General features: G+C 61.1%; 10 protein-coding genes. 5 read left to right on the top strand and 5 right to left on the bottom strand.

Going from position 1 to position 17,362, the window contains the following annotated elements:
• Nucleotides 1–176 precede the first annotated feature (176 nt).
• On the bottom strand, nt 177–3,068 hold the full coding sequence (locus ACQQ2N_RS04525; RefSeq protein ID WP_440224490.1) for a TonB-dependent receptor domain-containing protein: 2,892 nt from the start codon (nt 3,066–3,068) through the stop codon (nt 177–179).
• A gap of 487 nt (nt 3,069–3,555) precedes the next feature.
• Between ACQQ2N_RS04525 and ACQQ2N_RS04530 the strand changes: the two genes are divergently transcribed.
• The 4 genes from ACQQ2N_RS04530 (at nt 3,556) to ACQQ2N_RS04545 (ending at nt 10,291) form a co-directional block, all read left to right on the top strand.
• A complete protein-coding gene (locus ACQQ2N_RS04530) occupies nt 3,556–4,185 on the top strand; it encodes a TetR/AcrR family transcriptional regulator (protein WP_440224491.1) in 630 nt (209 codons plus the stop codon).
• Between the two features lie 77 nt (nt 4,186–4,262).
• Complete coding sequence (locus ACQQ2N_RS04535) at nt 4,263–4,880, top strand: hypothetical protein (protein WP_440224492.1); 618 nt, start codon at nt 4,263–4,265, stop codon at nt 4,878–4,880.
• A 203-nt stretch (nt 4,881–5,083) separates the two neighbouring features.
• Complete coding sequence (locus ACQQ2N_RS04540; RefSeq protein ID WP_440224493.1) at nt 5,084–9,235, top strand: S8 family serine peptidase; 4,152 nt, start codon at nt 5,084–5,086, stop codon at nt 9,233–9,235.
• A 927-nt stretch (nt 9,236–10,162) separates the two neighbouring features.
• Entirely contained in the window at nt 10,163–10,291 is a 129-nt protein-coding gene (locus tag ACQQ2N_RS04545; protein WP_440224494.1) for a hypothetical protein, read from the top strand.
• Between the two features lie 57 nt (nt 10,292–10,348).
• On the opposite strand, the gene ACQQ2N_RS04550 is transcribed toward ACQQ2N_RS04545, so the two are convergent.
• Nucleotides 10,349–11,788 carry a GGDEF domain-containing protein gene (locus ACQQ2N_RS04550; protein ID WP_440224495.1) on the bottom strand — a complete coding sequence of 480 codons (1,440 nt, stop codon included), beginning with the start codon at nt 11,786–11,788 and terminating at the stop codon, nt 10,349–10,351.
• A gap of 1,326 nt (nt 11,789–13,114) precedes the next feature.
• On the opposite strand from ACQQ2N_RS04550, the gene ACQQ2N_RS04555 reads away from it, so the two are divergent.
• The gene (locus ACQQ2N_RS04555; protein WP_440224496.1) at nt 13,115–13,804 is read left to right on the top strand and encodes an EAL domain-containing protein; all 690 of its coding nucleotides are present in this window, start codon (nt 13,115–13,117) and stop codon (nt 13,802–13,804) included.
• Between the two features lie 107 nt (nt 13,805–13,911).
• On the opposite strand, the gene ACQQ2N_RS04560 is transcribed toward ACQQ2N_RS04555, so the two are convergent.
• The 3 genes from ACQQ2N_RS04560 to ACQQ2N_RS04570 form a co-directional block, all read right to left on the bottom strand.
• Nucleotides 13,912–14,190 (bottom strand): hypothetical protein, encoded by a 279-nt coding sequence (locus tag ACQQ2N_RS04560; protein WP_440224497.1) that lies wholly within the window; start codon nt 14,188–14,190, stop codon nt 13,912–13,914.
• Between the two features lie 256 nt (nt 14,191–14,446).
• Entirely contained in the window at nt 14,447–15,871 is a 1,425-nt protein-coding gene (locus ACQQ2N_RS04565) for an Ig-like domain-containing protein (protein ID WP_440222818.1), read from the bottom strand.
• Nucleotides 15,872–16,479: 608 nt separating this feature from the next.
• The gene (locus tag ACQQ2N_RS04570) at nt 16,480–16,680 is read right to left on the bottom strand and encodes a hypothetical protein (protein ID WP_440224498.1); all 201 of its coding nucleotides are present in this window, start codon (nt 16,678–16,680) and stop codon (nt 16,480–16,482) included.
• Between the last annotated feature and the right edge of the window lie 682 nt (nt 16,681–17,362).

The raw sequence follows: 17,362 nt of genomic DNA on the forward strand, positions 1-17,362 counted from the left end.
GTGCAGGGTCGGCAATTCGAGTTTCGAGGTGATCCGGCCGGGCAGCCCAACGCCATCGCGAGCGCATGGACCCTCGCACTCGCTCGGGTCGGATAGCCAACGGATTCGGGAACAGCAGCGTGCATGCGGATCTAGAACGTTCGTCGGGGTGTTTCCCCTACGCCAGACGCCAAGTTTCAGAAGCGACGTGCCAGTCCGAGGGTCACGTAGCGCCCGACCGGATCGTCGGTGAGGGGGTTGTAGCCATAGCTTCCCGGCCGATAGTCCCTAGGTTGGCGGTTGAGGAGGTTGCTCACGCCGAACGACAGTCGCCAACCGGCCACGCCCGTATAGGCGGCATGACCGTTCAGGAGCGTGGATGCGGGATTACGGCATCGCCAGCGCGACGAGCTCGAGCTACCGCATGCGACGCGCTCGCCTTCGAAAAGCGCGACCGAGGACGATCCCCTGTAGCGCAGGTCTGCGGACAGGACCCAACGCTCGGTTGTCCATCTTAGCGTCGTCTTTGCCGACCAATCGGGAGCATCCGCGTACCCAGCGCGCTCAACCGCGACAGCTTGGGGCATGACGCGTGTTCTGTAGTCGAAGACATGATTGATGCCGACGACGAAGCTCAGCACGGCGTGAGATCTCGTCGGCTTGCTCCACTGCAGATCCGCGTCGACGCCTCGGGTGAGCGTATCGCCGAAGTTCACTCTGAAGGAACGAAGTCCTTCAAGCCGACCTTCGCCATCTCTGATCAGGAGGTCTTGGAACATGCCAGCGTTCTGGACGACATAGGCGGCCGGGAGCACGCCGATTTCGTCACGCCGCCTGGCTTGGTATACGTCGATGCCGGCGCTGAAGCCGGCACGCGGTTCCCAGATCGCTCCCAGGTGAGCGTTGACGGAGCGCTCCGCCCGGAGCGGCGGTCCGTCTGTGGGCCTTAGTTCAAGCAAGCATCTGGTTTCCGCGCCGTTGAGGTGCTGTGCGCAGGGTGGAGCGTTATGAGGCAGATCGAAATAGCCGTAGGTCGGCGTCACACCAGCGTTCCCGAGGTTTCGTTGCTCAAGGAGCGTCGGCACACGTCTTCCTCGCGCGGCGCCTGCGCGAAGGAGCACGCCTTGCGCGGGATTCCAGCGAAGCCCCAACGCGGGGGCGACTACGGCACCATGCTCCTGTACCTGCTCGATTCGTAGGCCTCCATCAGCTGCGATCGATTCGGACAACGGGATGTCCATCCTAGCGAAGAGGGCCGCGCTCGATCGTGAGTCGTCGATCGGACTCAAGGCCTCCAAGGCGATCAGATCTCCCGATACCAAGGAGGCGTCCGGCGAAAGATCAAGAGCGTCGTGCCTCAGATCGATACCCAAGTGAAAGCTCGCTGGGCTCGTAGCCCACGTATCGATCGAACGGGAGGCGATCGCCCGCACTCCCGCCGACCGCGTCGAGCCTCGATTGAGGATGGTTGGCGCCAAGATGCCCGCGATCTCTTGCGGGGCAGGCCGTGCGTCGAATCGGTAACCGAGCTCCGAAACCTCAATGAAGCCGAATCGATTCACGAGTCCGTGGATGCGGTCGCGGACAGCGCTGCGCTCGGCGTCGAAACCGAGATCCCACTCCCAAGTCCCGGTGTTGCCGATGATCCCGCCGTCGAGACGTATGAGCGAGGCATCGGTGGCCTGCCGGACTGGACCGACGTCCCAGAACGAATGACGAACGAGCTGTGACGCAGCGACATCGTCGTCAGTGGGGAGCAGCAGCGTTGCGCTCACGGGGGAAGACTGCTGCTCTTGGTGAGTTGCCGTCACGCGCATGCCGAGATAGGTGCTGGTCGATGCGCCTAACGGAGCAGAGATATACGTGCGGATCGACGCCGACTGGCGCTCGGCGCCGAGCGAGGTCGACTTCGCGCGATCTTCCCTGCAGGTGTTTTGCTCGTCGAGATCTCGGGGGGCACAACCGGCGCGCGACACGAGGGTCACGTTACCGTCCTCCTCGAGCACTCGATTGCCAGGAAATGAAAAGTAGCTTCGCGCATCGGGCAAGCCATCTCGACGTCGGTCCTGACTGTGCCACCCGCGGCGATAGCCGTGCAGGGGCTCGCGATCGACGAGGTCGAGCATGAGTAGAGCTTGGACGTCATGCCGTGTACGCCCGGATAGCACGGCGGTGACCTGACGCTGTTCAGCATCTCCTTCATCACTGCTGCCCAGCACCAGCCCTACCTCGCGGTACGCAACATCCTTGCGCAAACTGATGTCGATGACGCCTCCGATCGCATCGGCCCCATAAAGGGTACTTGCGCCTTCACGCAGGACGTCGATCCGTTCGATCATCGCGAGCGGGATCGAATCGACATCGGGAACACCGCCCGTACCATCTGCCGCAAGGCCATAGTTCGTCATGCGCCTTCCGTCCACCAGGAGCAGCGTTGCCTTTGCACCCAAGTTGCGCAAGGCAACCGACGCGGCCCCGGTTGCGCGGGTTCCGAACGACTCGCTTGTCCCTCCTGAGCCTTGAACAGGATGGCTCGTCACCTGGACGCCAGGGAGCGAGCGTAAGAGATCGAACAGACTGAGGTGGGTGCTAGCCTCTATGTCCTGGCGCGTGAGCGTGATGACGGGTATGGACGACTCCGATGCGACACGCAACAGAGGGCGGCTGTAAACGCTCACTGTCTCCAGTACGTGCGAGACGGCTGCTTCATCCCTTGGGCTTGAATCGTCGCGAGGTACCGGGCTCTGAGCGCGACGACGGGACGGTGCCTTGCGCAGGATCCACGTCGCCGCACCAGTCGATTCCGCCTGCAGCCCACTGTCCCTCAGAAGGATCTGCAGGGCGTCGCTCGCCGCGTGACGCCCCCTAATGGCAAGAGACGATTTGGACGCGACAAGATCGGGAGAGTAGAGGATCTGCGCCTTGCTGGTGATTGCCCACGCGTTGAGTGCGTCAGAAAGGCGGCCTGCCGGGACGTCGTAGTTCCTCTGAACATCGAGTGCGGCTGCATCAGCGCAGGATGCGGTCATGGCGAGAACGATCAGAATCCGCCGCATCGACCGACGCACGAATGCTTCGAAAGTCTCCACGTGCTCCGGACCCTCTTCGACCCGCGCTCCACACGTATGTACTACAACGCTGAGCCACAGGCACGCGTTGAGCGGCAATGCGGAGACAGTGTCCGTCGACAAAAAAGAACGGAAGCCCTCCGGGGGAGGGCTTCCGCGGGGGCTCCTGGAGGGCAAACCCCCTGGGCCGTCGACGGCTGCGGTGCCGTGGTCAGGACCGCAAAGTGTCCGCGACGCTTGGGGTCGTCGGGGACGACTGGGAGGACGTCGAACGGCAGGCATAGGCTGCCTCTCTCACATGGTTGCGAGAACTGGATGAGGGGAGGTGGTTACAGAATCAACTGTATGACTGAGCGCGAGCTTCCAGTCTTTTGGGTCGTTCCCGATCGTCGGCTACTGATGAAGTAGGGGTAGGGGATAGCCACGATCTGACGTTCTAGGAGTTGCCGGACAGGACAGAAGCAACGCGCCTCTGTATGCGACCGGTTGATCATCTGGAGTGCCGTCGATGGCGTCTTCCGTTCCACCGAGCGATCTGACCGGCAAGGCGCGCATTCGTCTTGCGGCAATGTCCCTATTCGGACGCAAAGGCTTCGACCAGACGTCCTTACGGTTGGTTGCGCAGCGCGCCAATGTGTCGATCGCTCTGATCGGGCACCACTTTGGAGACAAGACTTCTCTGTTCGGCGCGGTGTGCGACTGCGCGGCTGAGGAACTGGTTGGCGCGGCAGCGGACGGACTGCCGAGGGGTATCCCCCTCGCTCAAGCGAGCGCACAGCTCTTTGCAAGCCTGCATGAGGCTGTGGCGTCGATGGACGTCATCGGTCCCTTTGTGAGGCGGGCGTTGACGGACGCCGTCGCCAACTCGAAGCGATCCCACATCCTGAATGCGCTCGACGCGTCGCTCGCGCGCCTCTTCGAGTCGCGCATCGTCGCCGAAGGCGGCGCGGCTGATTCAGTGGATGCCGGCTGGTGGGCACGCCAGACGCGTACATTCTTCGTCGGAAGTGTCGTCACCGGGGACGCTCCAACGCAGATGCCGTCTTTTCACCCCACTCGTCTCACCGCCCTCTTCTACTCCTGGTACCGCACCGATGCCCAGTTGACCGCACGAGCAGCGGTTGCAGACTCTACCTAAAGTCACAGGATCGATACGGCCGAAAGCCGTATGCTGGCCCCGCGGATCCCACGCCCTCGGAGGAGGCCGGTATGCGAATGGTCCTGACCTACGGTACTGCGGGCCTACTGGCGTCGCTAGCTATCGGCGCTCGTGCTGCAGACGGAAAGTTCGACATCTCCAACAGTGGGCGACCCTTTCCACCGTTGGTGCTTGCCAACAGCCTTCGCGCCATCGACTACGCCGGGATCGAAGGGCACGAGAACCTTTCTGTCACGCTCGGCTCGTCGAGCTCGACGTTCAACAGGCCACTGACCTGCAGTGACCTGTCGACCAAAGGGCGATCAGCTCCCTACGAAGCTGTCGTTGTCCGCAATTCCGGTCTGAAGGATGCTGTCCTGAATCTTCGGCTCGGCGTGGCCGGGGATCCCCATCGCCCTTGCGGCGAGCAGACCGACACCATGATCGTGGTGTACAAGGACTTCTTCGAGCCCGCGTCGCCTCTGACCAACTGTCTTGCGATCAACGATGATGCGGTCACGACAGGCGATCGCTGCAGTACGCTGACCGGCCTTGAGTTGAGACCTGGGGAGCGTCGCGTCATCGTACTCACGACCTTCGAGTCGACGAACAAACTCGCCTCGACGCAGTCGCAGTACGAACTCTCTTTCAGCGGCTCCCTCCCGGTCACGCTCCTCCGATTCGCGATCGAGTGATCGTACGCTGACAAAGTGGGCTCGCACATCCCGTTGCCTGGCAGAGCTAGGACTTCGAAGCGGAAAATGCCTTCCGAATGACTGCACGCAACGTGCATTCGTACAGTAGGGAAGCCCGGTAGCACTTCGTTGAACCCTCCACGAGCCGGCGACAGACGCATGGGGTGTGTGTCGCGCGACTTGTGTATCCGTTGGAGGGGTTCATGAGTTACCACCGTCACACAGGGGGGCTGCTTCCACTCGCAGCCGCTCTTTCCGTCACACTCGTTTCAGGCATGGCCCATGTATCGGCCACACCCGTGCTCGGGGCGCATCCGACAGCCGCTGGCGTTCCGCCCGTCGTCACAAGCGCAACCGCCATCGACTCCAGGGGTCAAGGCAATGCGCCCACGCTCGCGACGAGCTCTGATCGCGCTCGCTACGTGATCATCTTCAAGCGTCCGGCGCTTGCTGCGTATCAAGGAGATCAGGTCGGCATCGCCAAGGCGCCTCGCGCAAAGACAGCGCAAGGTCGGGATCGACTTGACGCGAAATCGTCGGAGGCACGCGACTACGTCCAATGGGTTCGCGGTGAGCAGTCGTCCTTCATAAGCGAGGCGGAAGCTTCCCTTGGACGGTCGATCGAGGTCGTCGAACAGCTCCAACATGCGCTCAACGCCGTCGTCGTCGACATCACCGAAGCGGAGGCGGAGATCCTGCGTAGAAGCGATGAAGTGGAGAGCGTTGAACGAGAGCCCGACCTGAAGCTTCAGACCTATGGAAGTCCCCAGTTCATCGGTGCCACGACTCCGTGGACGGATACCGCTGCGCCGAACGGCATCGGCTACAAGGGCGAAGGAATCGTGATCGGCATCATTGACACAGGCGTGAATCCGCTCAGCCATTCCTTTCGAGCCACCGGAGACGACGGCTACACCCACACCAATCCGTTAGGTGAGGGCAACTACTTGGGACTCTGTGCTCTTGGCGAGGCGTTGAACGGCCTCTGCAACGGCAAGCTCATCGGCATGTACTCGCGCGTGAGCGAAGGCCGAGACTTGAACGGACATGGCTCGCACACGGCCAGTACGGCGGGAGGCGGCGTCAGCGATTCGTTGCAGGGTGGCGGAACCTTTCGCTTCAGCGGGGTCGCGCCCCATGCCAACCTCATCTCTTACAACGCGTGCCCACCCGCCGGCTGCAACACGCTCGGCATGATCGACCAGGCCGTCGCCGACGGCATCGTGGATGTCATCAACTACTCGATCGGCGGCGTCAACAGTGGGCCCTGGCTCGATGCATCGAGCCAAGCGTTTCTCAATGCCACGGCAGCTGGCATTTTCGTGGCGCAGTCGGCGGGCAACGATGGCCCCAATCGGTCGGGTGACGTGGATGGTGGCGATGGATTCGTCAACAGCTACGATCCATGGGTCACGACGGTCGCATCCACGACCCCGAATGCGCGCCCTGGATACACACTTACCGTGAGAGGTGTTCCTGGCCCCATCACCCTTGGTATGGGTGGCAATCCTCCGCCGACAGCGGCGCCGCCGCCGAACATTCCGTTGATCGAAAGCCCGTCATTCGCCAACGGTACGAATGACGGATGTGTGGACTATCCGGCGAATGCCTTTCGGCGCCCGCAGAGCGCCGACGGCGTTGGGGGTATCGCCGTGATCCACTTGGACGGCGAAACGAGTGCATGCCCGAGTGGACAGCGACGCACACGAGCTCTTGCCGCTGGCGCGGTGGCCGTCATCTTCGTCGACGTCACACGGCTTACGCTGGGCGCTTCGGACACGACGTATTCCTTGCTGATGTCCGAATGGACAACGATCCGCCAGACGCTCGGCAACGTCAGCGTCGCCGGCGACGCCACAGCGACCGTGAGTCCCCTTACGCCGGTGAGCAGACAGGGCGATCTCCTCAGCACGTTCAGCTCACGGGGACCGTCGCGTTGGGGAACCCTCAAGCCCGACATCAGTGCCCCCGGCGACGAAATCTTCGCCGCCATTTCGCCCGAATCGATCGACGGGTACTCAAGCGCCAACTCCCAAGCGACGTCCAACCTGTACGGTCTCAAGAGTGGCACCTCGATGGCGTCGCCACATATCGCAGGTGCCGCCGCACTCGTCCGTCAGGCGCACCCTGACTGGTCGCCGATGGAAGTGAAGTCGGCATTGATGACGACATCGCGCTCGGGCGTGCTGGTCGCGGACGGCGTCCCTGCCAACCCTTTGCATGTCGGAGCCGGTCGCGTAGACCTCACCCGTGCACTTCGGGCGGGCCTGCTCTTTGACGAGACCATTGAGAACTTTCGAAACGCCGATCCGTCCAACGGCGGCGACGAGAGTCAGCTCAATCTCGCGAGCTACTACCGACTCAGTTGCGTCGGTATGTGCACATTCCCTCGCACGGTGCGTAACGCGACGGGGAAGGCGCAGACATGGACTGTCAGCGTGAGCGGGCTACCGGAAGGAAGCTTCACGCTTCGAGAGAGAAGCCTGCGACTTGCGGCCAGGGGCGAGGCGAGCTTCACGCTGTCAATCGACGCCTCCCGTCTCACGCCTGATACATGGACGTTCGGGGAAGTGACTTTGACGCCCTCTGACGATTCGGTGCCGGAATCGCGGCTTCCGGTGGCGATTCGATCCGAGGCTGCAGTCATGACGGCTGATGCAGAGGTCGTCAACGAACTGGTCGTGCGAGGTACGCAGCTGCATCGCAACATCGTGATCAAGAACACGGGTGGTCCGCTACGTTGGCGCGTCGCCACCGATCGCATGCATGGCTACTTGGCGCAGCGCCCAGTGTTCGATAGCGAGGGAGAAAATGGCACCTACTACACCTACGACAACATGACTCTCGGCGCCACCGGCACGGAAATCGATTCCACAAACGCCCGAAACTTCTACGTGGCCGACTGGTTCGACGTGCTGGTTGAAGGTGTCCGCATCACTGATCTGCGTTACGACGGGTATGCCACGAGGACAGGGAGCCCGTTGCCGATAGCGGGCTTCGCCGATCAGTTTGCGTGGCGCATCTATGCTGACGACGCTGGCAGTCCAAATGGCTTTCCAGGCGGCGGCGCTGGAGCCTTGTTCCAGTATCCCGAGATGGCAGGAGGCGCTGGACCCGGCAGCCCCGGAATCAGCTTTCCGCCATCGGTGCTCGGTGAGGCCATCAGCGGGATGCGTCTCGATCTCGAAGACGCCGGCATAGGAGCGTTGGCAGTGCGGCCTGGTCGCTATTGGTTCAACGCAGCGCCGACGCTGTACGCACCGGGATCGTTCGTGGGTAAGACCCGCATAAGGTCCATTCCAGGCAAGGCGCCTTTGGGCAAGGTGACAGTTCCGAACAACCCGTTGGTTAGGGGAACGTGGTACGACCTGAGCACAATTCAAGGAACGATCGTAGGTTCTGCCGCTCCGATCACTGTTGGAGCATCCGTGCCGTGCGGCGCCTCATGGTTGCGCTACGACAATACACGTGGAGGCACGGTGGCACATGGTGGGCAAGCGACACTGGGCCTCACGATCGACGCATCCGCACTCGAGCCAGGTCTTCATGCCGCGTACCTGTGCATTTCCAGCGACGGCACCGCTACCGAGTTCCTCAACAAATCTGCTAGCAACTTGTTGATACCGGTAAGAATAAAGGTGGTCGATCAGAAAGAGCTTACGGGCTTGGCTGTTGACCGCGCTGAGGCAACCCCTTCACCGGTTCTCGCAACCGAGAAGACACTGATCACAGTCGATGTGCTTCCCGCTACCAGCCCCGGCAGCAGCGGGATCGAAGTGAAGGCCGATTTGGCTCCGATAGGTGGCCGTGCCGCTCAGCCGTTGAACGATGAGGGTCTCTACGGTGACGAACGAGCCGGTGACGGACGCTTCTCGTTCTTGGCAACCGTCCAACCCGGCACGGCGAGCGGAAACAAGGCGCTGAAGGTGACTGTCAAGGATGCCCAAGGTCGGAGTGCAGGAGGCACGGTTACGCTGCGTGTCGGAGCCTCGGTTGCGCTTTCGGCGAGCGGAACGGCAACCCCCGAGATCGTGTATCTGCCTGGCGGACAAACCACGCTCACGGTCACGGTGACAGCCGCGACCGGTCCAGAGGCCACGAGCCACACGGTGACAGCCGATCTTTCGAGCCTTGGGCGCTCATCCAACGCAACCCTCGAGGCCGTGGAAGGCGAGCCGCTCATGTTCAACAGAAGCGTGACGTTGGGCGCCTCGGTCACTCCAGGGCCCAAGGCCGTACCGATCACCGTCCAGGACAGCACGGGACGTCGGTTCACGACCACAATTCTGATCTCTGTGGCACAACCGGGTGTCGACGCAATCTTCACCAGCGGGTTTGACGCCAATGGCGGGTAGATTGGAGCATTAACGAATCGGAGGGCGCGTCCAAGGGCGCGCCCTCCGAATCTCGCCTATTGCTCTGGCCCCTGTTCGCGAGGTTGCGGGAGCCATCGGAGCAGCCGGGGCTGTTGACGAGCGCCGATGGCGCTGCCCGGTGCCACCACTGAGGGCACGGCTTCCACCACCGCGATATCGCAACGTCCGTCGTCTGGCGCAGTCTCGACGTGCCAAGCTTCTGACTTCAGTACAAGGCATACGCTTACGAGCGCTTGCAACACCGACATCACGATGAAGGCTCAGAGCCTCGTTCCAAGACTCTGATACCACGCCATGCTCGCTTGCCTTGAGTCACCAGCACGCTCGGTGTGGGAACAACCGATGCCGCGATCTCGTAGGCCAAATCCCTTACCTGCGTGAGGCTTCCGATTCGATCGTAAGAATACTCACCGGGAGGCAGGGGGTAGACACTACCGTTCTTCCCGACGACCGTTTTGCTAAAGCCCCTCGAGCGCATGCGCTCGACGAGCACTTGCAGAGCGGTGGAATCGGCGTGAGGCGCGTCAATCCGCACCGTGAATGTTGGCATGTCATCCTCAGAATGCGTACTCGTTATCGACCCCACACGCAGCCGAGCAAACGAGCGTCAGTCGAGTTCAGCACGGCATAGACTTGGAGAGTTGCTCGACCGTCGACAGATTCTAGTGCTGCTTCCTCACAAGGACACCCGTAATTTTCACCGGCAAGCTCTCAGAATGCGAGAGCGACTGCGTTCTTCGGGAGCTTCTTTTTCGATGCGTAAAACCCCCTAGCGATAGAATGATGTACCGCAGCGATGGCTTACTCTGGCGAGGCGCTACCATGGCTACTAGATCGATTTCTTCGAAGAGCCAAACGGAAAAGCGAGGTTCTTCTCTGCGCGTCGATGCAGGGATACATCGTCGCTTGAAAGTCATCGCCGCCCTCAAGGGACGTCCCCTATACGATTTGACCAATGACGCGCTGGAGTACTATCTCGACGATCAGGAACGTCGGCTACTCGGCAAAAAAAGCCTGTCATCATCTCCATCATGAGCTGTCATCATCTGCCAAGTAGGTTAGCTAGCTCACTGATGAGGACTCGCGAACTTTTCAGTATGGCCCCACTGAGCAGTTGCGACCGCGGCTCTTGGCCATGTAAAGCGCCGCATCCGCTTCCGAGATCAGTGCCGTCACGTCATTCGCCGCTCGCGTCGGAAGGGTACTCGCGGCACCGACACTTACCGATATCCGTCCAAGAGGTGACTGCGGATGTTCAAAGTTCGCGTCGAAGACCCACTCTCGAATACGCTCCGCGACTCTTGCGGTCTCTTGAGGAGAAAGATTGGATAGCAACAGGACGAACTCCTCGCCACCGTACCGAGCAACCAAGTCCTTCTCGCGCGGCACCTCGCATCCTGCGAGTCGATGGGCAACCCGCTGAAGGCAAAGATCTCCTTCCGAGTGACCACGCGCATCGTTGTACTGTTTGAAGTGATCCACGTCCACGAAAAGGGCGCTGAGGTAGCAACCCGCCTCCGAGCACGTGGTCCACCTTGAATGCAACTCTTCAGTGAAGTGGCGACGGTTGGCCAATCCTGTCAGCGGATCGATGCGCGCAAGGCGTGCCATGCTGTCATGAGCACGGATCCATTCTGCTTGGCTCTGACCTTGGGCGATTTGCGTGAGAACGGAGCTTCCCGCATAAAGCGCAATTGCCAAGGCAGCCAGGATTGCTGCTACTCCAGGATCGCGGGGCGCCAGCGCGAACGCCATCACGATGCAAGCGGTAGGCATGAACGCTGGTACGAATAGCAGGGCAGCACGACGTGTGGTGCCACGTGCCAACGGCCTCTGCGCGTCGGTATCGGCTCGACCTTGCAAACTCGCGAGGATGTAGAGGACGACGGGTATAGTGCCCAGCATGAAGAGGAGCGATCCTGGTGGTGGCGCGATCTCGTCGATGATGATGTGATTCACGACGAGCGCCGAGAGCGCGTAGCTCACGAGGAGGATGGCAAGGTTCCGAGTGAAGCGCCGCTCCTCTTCGTTCGGCTGAAGATTCATGAAAACCCACGCGAGCAACGCAAGAATCCCGTTGACGAGGTCATGAAAGTGCGCAGCTCGATCTCCAGTCAGCGGACTGACCTGATCGCTCCCACCCAGCAGTTGGGGGTAATAGAAGAGCGTCGCAGTCGTCGCGAAAAGTATGGCCTGCCCGACATCGAAGAGACGGGTATGCGGCAGCACGGTTCGATCGCTGGTCCGCACGAGAGCAAAGAACCAGGGAATCGCCCTGAGGGCAAATATCAGGAGATACGGCAGAGCCAGCGATCCATTCGCTCCCGTGAGTTGGCTATAAGAGCTCGCGGCGTAGCCTGCGATCCACAGCGCGAAGCCTCCGGCGACGAGATACCAGCGCACGCGATACGCTCGGGATGCGGCGCGACCTCGGCTCCAAGCGAACGCCATGCCCACCGACAAGTTCAGGCTTATCCCCAGCGGCGTCACCCATGCGCGATCGCTGTAACCCCACGCGAGCAGCGCATGCATGCCAAGAGCCAGAATCGTAGCGGCGATCCAGAAGCGCGATTCGAGAGTCATGAGAGCAAAAGGCGAACGTGATTCATCAGATCGTGCAGTATTTGCGTCATTGCGGCGGTACGTGAATCACCATTCCGCGCCGTTCAGTAATCTGTGGCGAAGGACCTCCATTGATATGATCGGATTCCAAAGATCATTGAGTCGGCCACCCCCACACGTTGCTACATCGGATAGGAGCAAGTAATGGAGTGCGAGATCACATTGGCCATGCGCAGCTCGCCACCCGCTGCAGCGCAGCGCCCCTTGCATCTCGTCCACGTGTCCATGCACGTCACCCAGATGACGGATACGGTCGTGGTGGATCTAGACCTATCGTCATCGCGCTCGTCGCAGGGCAACGGAAGCGGCCCTGCAGGAGCCTCACCGCAGGAGGCGCTCTCCCACGCGGACCGGATCTGCGGCATCGAGTGTACCTTCTCCGCGCGCCTTCTTGATCCGGATAGGGAGACAGGAGCACAGACCATCGCCCTACTGAGTGTTGCTGCGTCAGGGCGGACCCGGTCGGCGCACGCGGTTCGGATTCGCTTCAACGCCGAGGAGTGGAGGCTGTATGTCATACGCGACATGCAGTGGGCTCCCGATTGGATCCTGATAGAGGTAGACAGCGTACCCGAGCGATGAGGTCGCACTTCTCATGCATCGCACTTCCTGCCGCCACTCACGGTCGAGAATCGCAAGGCTCCGAAAGAGGCCGGACTTGAGGAAGGCCGCGCCGATCCCTTGGGATCATCAAGGTTGCACGGGCAGCCGTTGAGCGCTCCAGTCGCTCGGCGAAGCGTTGCAGTTTTTCCACAAGCGCCTCAGAGCGCGCGATCCTCCCCCGCACGAACGTGGACTGTCCGCACGTTGTGCATACCAATGAGCATCCAGCGGATGTGATGCGAGCCTGGGTGGCCGACCAAAGCCCACACCGCGAACAGTAGTTGGGGAAAACTGCGGCGACGCGATTGTGGTAACGCTCGTTCATGGGGTCTCCATCACCGCGCCGCGTAACGAATAGCAGGGCAGCGCCATGACCAGTGGCACAGACCATACCCTAGTTGCGCACGGCGGGGGACTTCAACCAAGAGGTACGGACACGACGTTTCGCCCTAGCCATGAGGGCCGCTATAGTGTGCATGTCGAACTCGCCTGCGGCGAGCTGGCAGTCAAGAGGTTAGGTTTCCGCCGCAGTGGATGTTTCTCTCGTTGGGAAGCGCTGGCATGTCTCGCGGGATTCTACCGGGCAAGGACACGGGAACTCTCGGTAGTGCGAGCATCTCGGAAGGCGACGAGGTGCAACGCATCCTCGGGGAGGGCGCTATCCGCGTCGTTTTCCAACCCATCGTGGATCTCGTGGATGGGAGCCGCTTGGGCATGGAAGGACTCAGCCGGTTCGACTCCGGATGGCCCGAGCCGTTCGGTGGCTGGTTTTCGGCAGCGGTGAGATGGGGATTATCGCAGGACTTCGAACTGGCGTGCCTACACGCAATCGCGCGTGCTCGAGCTTCAGTACCCGCAGTGAACGGTTACACGTCGGTGAATATGTCACCGGATACCCTGATGCGTGTCGATCTGGAAGATCATCTACCTTGCGAGCATGCCCGCGAGTGGGTGTTGGAGATCACCGAGTACAGCGAAGTGCGGGACTACAAGGTGTTGGCAAGTCGGGTACGCGAACTCCAGCATGCGGGGTGGCGCATAGCGGTGGATGACGTGGGTGCAGGCTACTCTACGATACAACACGTGTTACGCATCGAGCCCGACATCCTGAAGCTCGACAGCTCTCTCACGCGCGATATCGACGCACAGCCGAGGCATCGCGAACTCGTGGCGGCCATCACCCGATTCGCATCCGACACAGGCGTGGCAGTCATTGCGGAAGGCATCGAGACCGAGGCCGAGAAGGCTACATTGATCCAACTGGGCATCCGCGCTGGGCAGGGTTTCTTGCTGGGGAGGCCCGCCGATCTTGGAGCATTGTGAACTGAGAGTTCGACGCTAAAGACGTTCAGAATCCAGGTTGAACAGGGGGCGAGCGTCTCGCATGCGAGCGGGGTTGAGCGGCACTGATAGCGAACCCCGGTCACGCCTCAACGTTCGACAGGCCGATCATTTCGCTTGGATTGCCACGCGAGCTTGATCGATAGAAGCTCGTAACGAGTGCCTGCGAAGAAGTCATGCATGTCGTTCCACACCATGAAACCCATGGTCTCTCGTTGCCTGTAGTGTGAAGGCACGACGTCGTGAGCGGTGACGTCGCCAGCTTCTGGTTTGAGCACCCCGAACCAAGCGAAGATCCCGTGCACGCCGCAATCAAAGAGCGTGATCGCGCGGACGCTACCATCATCATCGGACTCCGGTGCGCGCACGTGCGCGACCCTAGTTCGCATCATGATCTTCAGTCCGCCTCGCACGCCTGGGTCGCCATACCTACCCAAGCTTCGACGCCAAGCATCCGACGCAGCAACGTAGAAAGGAGTGCCTCGCCTGAGGGAGTCAGGCGAGGCCGGAAGAGCAGGAACTGGGGGAACTCTTCCGAGCGATCAGGCGATCGGCATCACTCCACCTTCAATCTAAGGCCATCCCTTCGGGCTCGCAAGATGGAACAAGGACGCCGCCCTCTCGTCAGGGGAGCGACGCGGGACGAACACAAGGTCCATCGAAGCCATGGGCGTGCAAGGGATCGCCGAGTCCGAGGTTGCGTAGATTGAACTCGAACGACGGAAGCAGGGTGTGGCGCACACCGGCTGTCACGACGTAACTGCCCTGGATGCTGTTGGCTCGCGCCTCGGCCCATGCAAAGCCGTCGCCATCGGTGACTGCCTCCAGGGAGACACCGCTCGAGATGTCATTCGAAAGGATGGCCGATGGTCCGGTCAGCGGTGCCAAGAAGTCCACCACGATGCCGGGAAGCGGCAGGCCCTCTGCGTCGCTTACGTGTACCAGAAGAACGCAGGAGAACAGACCATTGACCTCACCGAGCAAGCGCGGCTCACCTGTGACGATCGTGATGTCGTCCGGCAGGATGTTGCGCACCTGAAACGCTTGAGAGGGTACGCCCGGCACACTGGCCACAATCGAGTAGCTGCCGAGTTCCGCATTGGCTACTGCGGTTGCTGTTGCAGTCCCGTTCGTGTCTGTTGTCACCGGATTGGGCGCTATGACGGCACTCGCACCTGTGATAGGTGCAGTGAAAGTGACGTTGACGCCGGGTATGGGATCGCCCAGGGCGTCGACCACGGTCACAGAGATCTCGGGCGTAACCGGTGACTCTGGGAACGCGGTGTAAGGGCCAGGGTTGCCGGGGACGAGTCCCGCCGGCGTCTGCGTGAGGAGTTGAGACGCGAGTGCCACGTCGTCGAACGTGATCGATGACAGCAGGTTCGCGGAAAGTACTCCGCCCGGTTCGGCGAAGAGATGGATGAAGACGTTCCCGCTAACGCTCGCATTCGTCTCGTGCGTGAGCGTGATGCGATAGCGCGTGCCGCTCAACAGCGTGAGCGTGACGGGAGCGCCGGTGGCGGACGAGGCGACGCGGGAGGCCACCGTGTTGGACGTGGCCAACGCAACACCCACGTTACCCGAGGTCAGAACCCCTGCGCCCAACAGCACATTCGCATCCACGTCGACCGAAACTGTATAGCGGCGGTTGCCGATCCACGCGGCCCCGGTGTCCAGGTGGAAGCGCCCACTGTTGTTGAGAATGCCGGCGACGTTGATGCTGAGCAGTCCGTCGATGCGCGCTGCGCCTGCACCGATCGTCAACGTGGGCGGAAGAAGAAGTCCCGCAACGGCCACCGAGGTTCCCGACCAGGGACCACTTCCGATGGGTGCAGTGCCTGCCGTGTTGATCGTTCCATTGTTGGCAGGGTTGGAGAAGTCCCCGTTGGGTACAACGATGGGAGCCGCAACGGCGGTCAGTACCCAGCCCGCGAGCAGCAGACTTGCAAAGCAACTCAACCACCTGAGAGCCGCGCGTGTCCCTGTGACGGTGTCCGAAACGTTTGATGCGCCTGATAGAAAAGACATAGCGACGATTCCTTCCGACATGCAATCCCCACGTGCCGTGAGGGGACCTGTGGTACCTGTCAGGGGCAGGTCGAACGACTCAGCTGGCGCGAGCTCCGGCGGAACGTTCTGGCACAAGCCATACAAGCACTAAAAATGCTATGTGTACAAGTGGAAAGTAGCTTATCTAGTGGAGATCAACCGTTCAGACGACGAAGATTGGGATTTGCGGCGTGAGCAATGCCGCACCTTGCCGCGAGGAGGGTGATCAATCGTTAGGCCGGGATGATCAATTCATTCGTAAGAATGAACCGTTCAACATTTTCGGCTAGAAGAGCAAGGCGATCGTCCGGGAAGGTTTTCGATCGACGCCATGCCGCACGCGTACAACGTGGCGGAAGCGCGTGTCGGAACGATCGGTGCTCGCAACTCAAGAGATTCATGAGATCCAAGGCCGCAGAGGATTTCCGCCAGAGTGAAGCGCCGCCAGACAGAACGTGATAGTTGCTGTTTCGTGCAATCGGGGTGGTTCACATAGGATCCGCGATCCTATGAATGGGAAAGCCTTGCAAAGCGGATGTAGAGTGGACGGCGTACGATCGCCTGCCTTGCATGAGCAAGCCGTCGGGCGAACGTCCCCCAAGCTGCCCTCAATGCGGCGAGGCGATCGACTCGAGAAACTCGCGTTTTGCCTCGACATCACGGGTTTGAGTCAGATTGGCGGGCGACACGATGCCCCACCAAGCGATCATTGCGGCCGAGCACCGGTAGCGTCCGAACGGGCTTGCTATGGTGCGCGCTGCGTTCTCGGCATCCTCATCGTCGTAACAGGACTTCAAGTCAGCCGACACGAAGCGATCCACTGCTCCTTAGATCTGCCCATCTGTGACGGCGCGAATCACGATATCGCCATCAGTCAGCCCGCCGACGAGCTTCTGGTCGCTTCTCCGTGGCTGGCAACCCCTGTCGGCATCGCGTAGCGATCGCGGACTTGGCCCAGGACGTCGCGTTCCTCTCGAGGAAACGTAACGGGACGTCCCCGGATGGTGTGCAGCTATCTGAAACGGGCTCGCGCCCGCCGTTGCACGCGTGCGGTTCAGCGACGTGCCGCTTTACTCATGGTTCCTGCATTGAAGGACGCTGTCATGGCTCGTTCCTCCCGCTCGCGTTCGCAGAAGCTCATGACCGACCTTTTCTTCGCGGTGCCCTCGGTGGTTCTCCACCGCCTTGCTGCTATGGCCGCGCCCTCCGGCCGCTCGACACCTGAACAACAGCGTGAGCTTCGAAGGATGGTCGCCGAGAAAGGCCAAGCTTTCAGCCAGGCGTGGACCGCTATTGCATTTGAGTCCGCAAGGCAGTGGCAGTCGATGTGGTGGGGGAAGGCGCCCAACCCCGACGCGGTCCTCACGGCCGCACTAAAACCGGTACACGGGGCTGCCACCCGGAACGCGGCTCGACTGAAACGCCGTGCGTCGCGATGAACGTGCATGGAATGTGAGTGCATGAGACTCGTATCGGAGCGTCCGTATCGAC

The organism is Dokdonella aquatica, assembly GCF_051987395.1.
GTDB lineage: Bacteria > Pseudomonadota > Gammaproteobacteria > Xanthomonadales > Rhodanobacteraceae > Dokdonella.

Coding starts and splice junctions, on each gene's coding strand:
- ACQQ2N_RS04565 (WP_440222818.1), bottom strand. CDS start 15,871: ATGTCGGAAGGAATCGTCGCTATGTCTTTTCTATCAGGCGCATCAAAC.
- ACQQ2N_RS04535 (WP_440224492.1), top strand. CDS start 4,263: ATGGTCCTGACCTACGGTACTGCGGGCCTACTGGCGTCGCTAGCTATC.
- ACQQ2N_RS04530 (WP_440224491.1), top strand. CDS start 3,556: ATGGCGTCTTCCGTTCCACCGAGCGATCTGACCGGCAAGGCGCGCATT.
- ACQQ2N_RS04540 (WP_440224493.1), top strand. CDS start 5,084: ATGAGTTACCACCGTCACACAGGGGGGCTGCTTCCACTCGCAGCCGCT.
- ACQQ2N_RS04550 (WP_440224495.1), bottom strand. CDS start 11,788: ATGCATGCGCTGCTCGCGTGGGGTTACAGCGATCGCGCATGGGTGACG.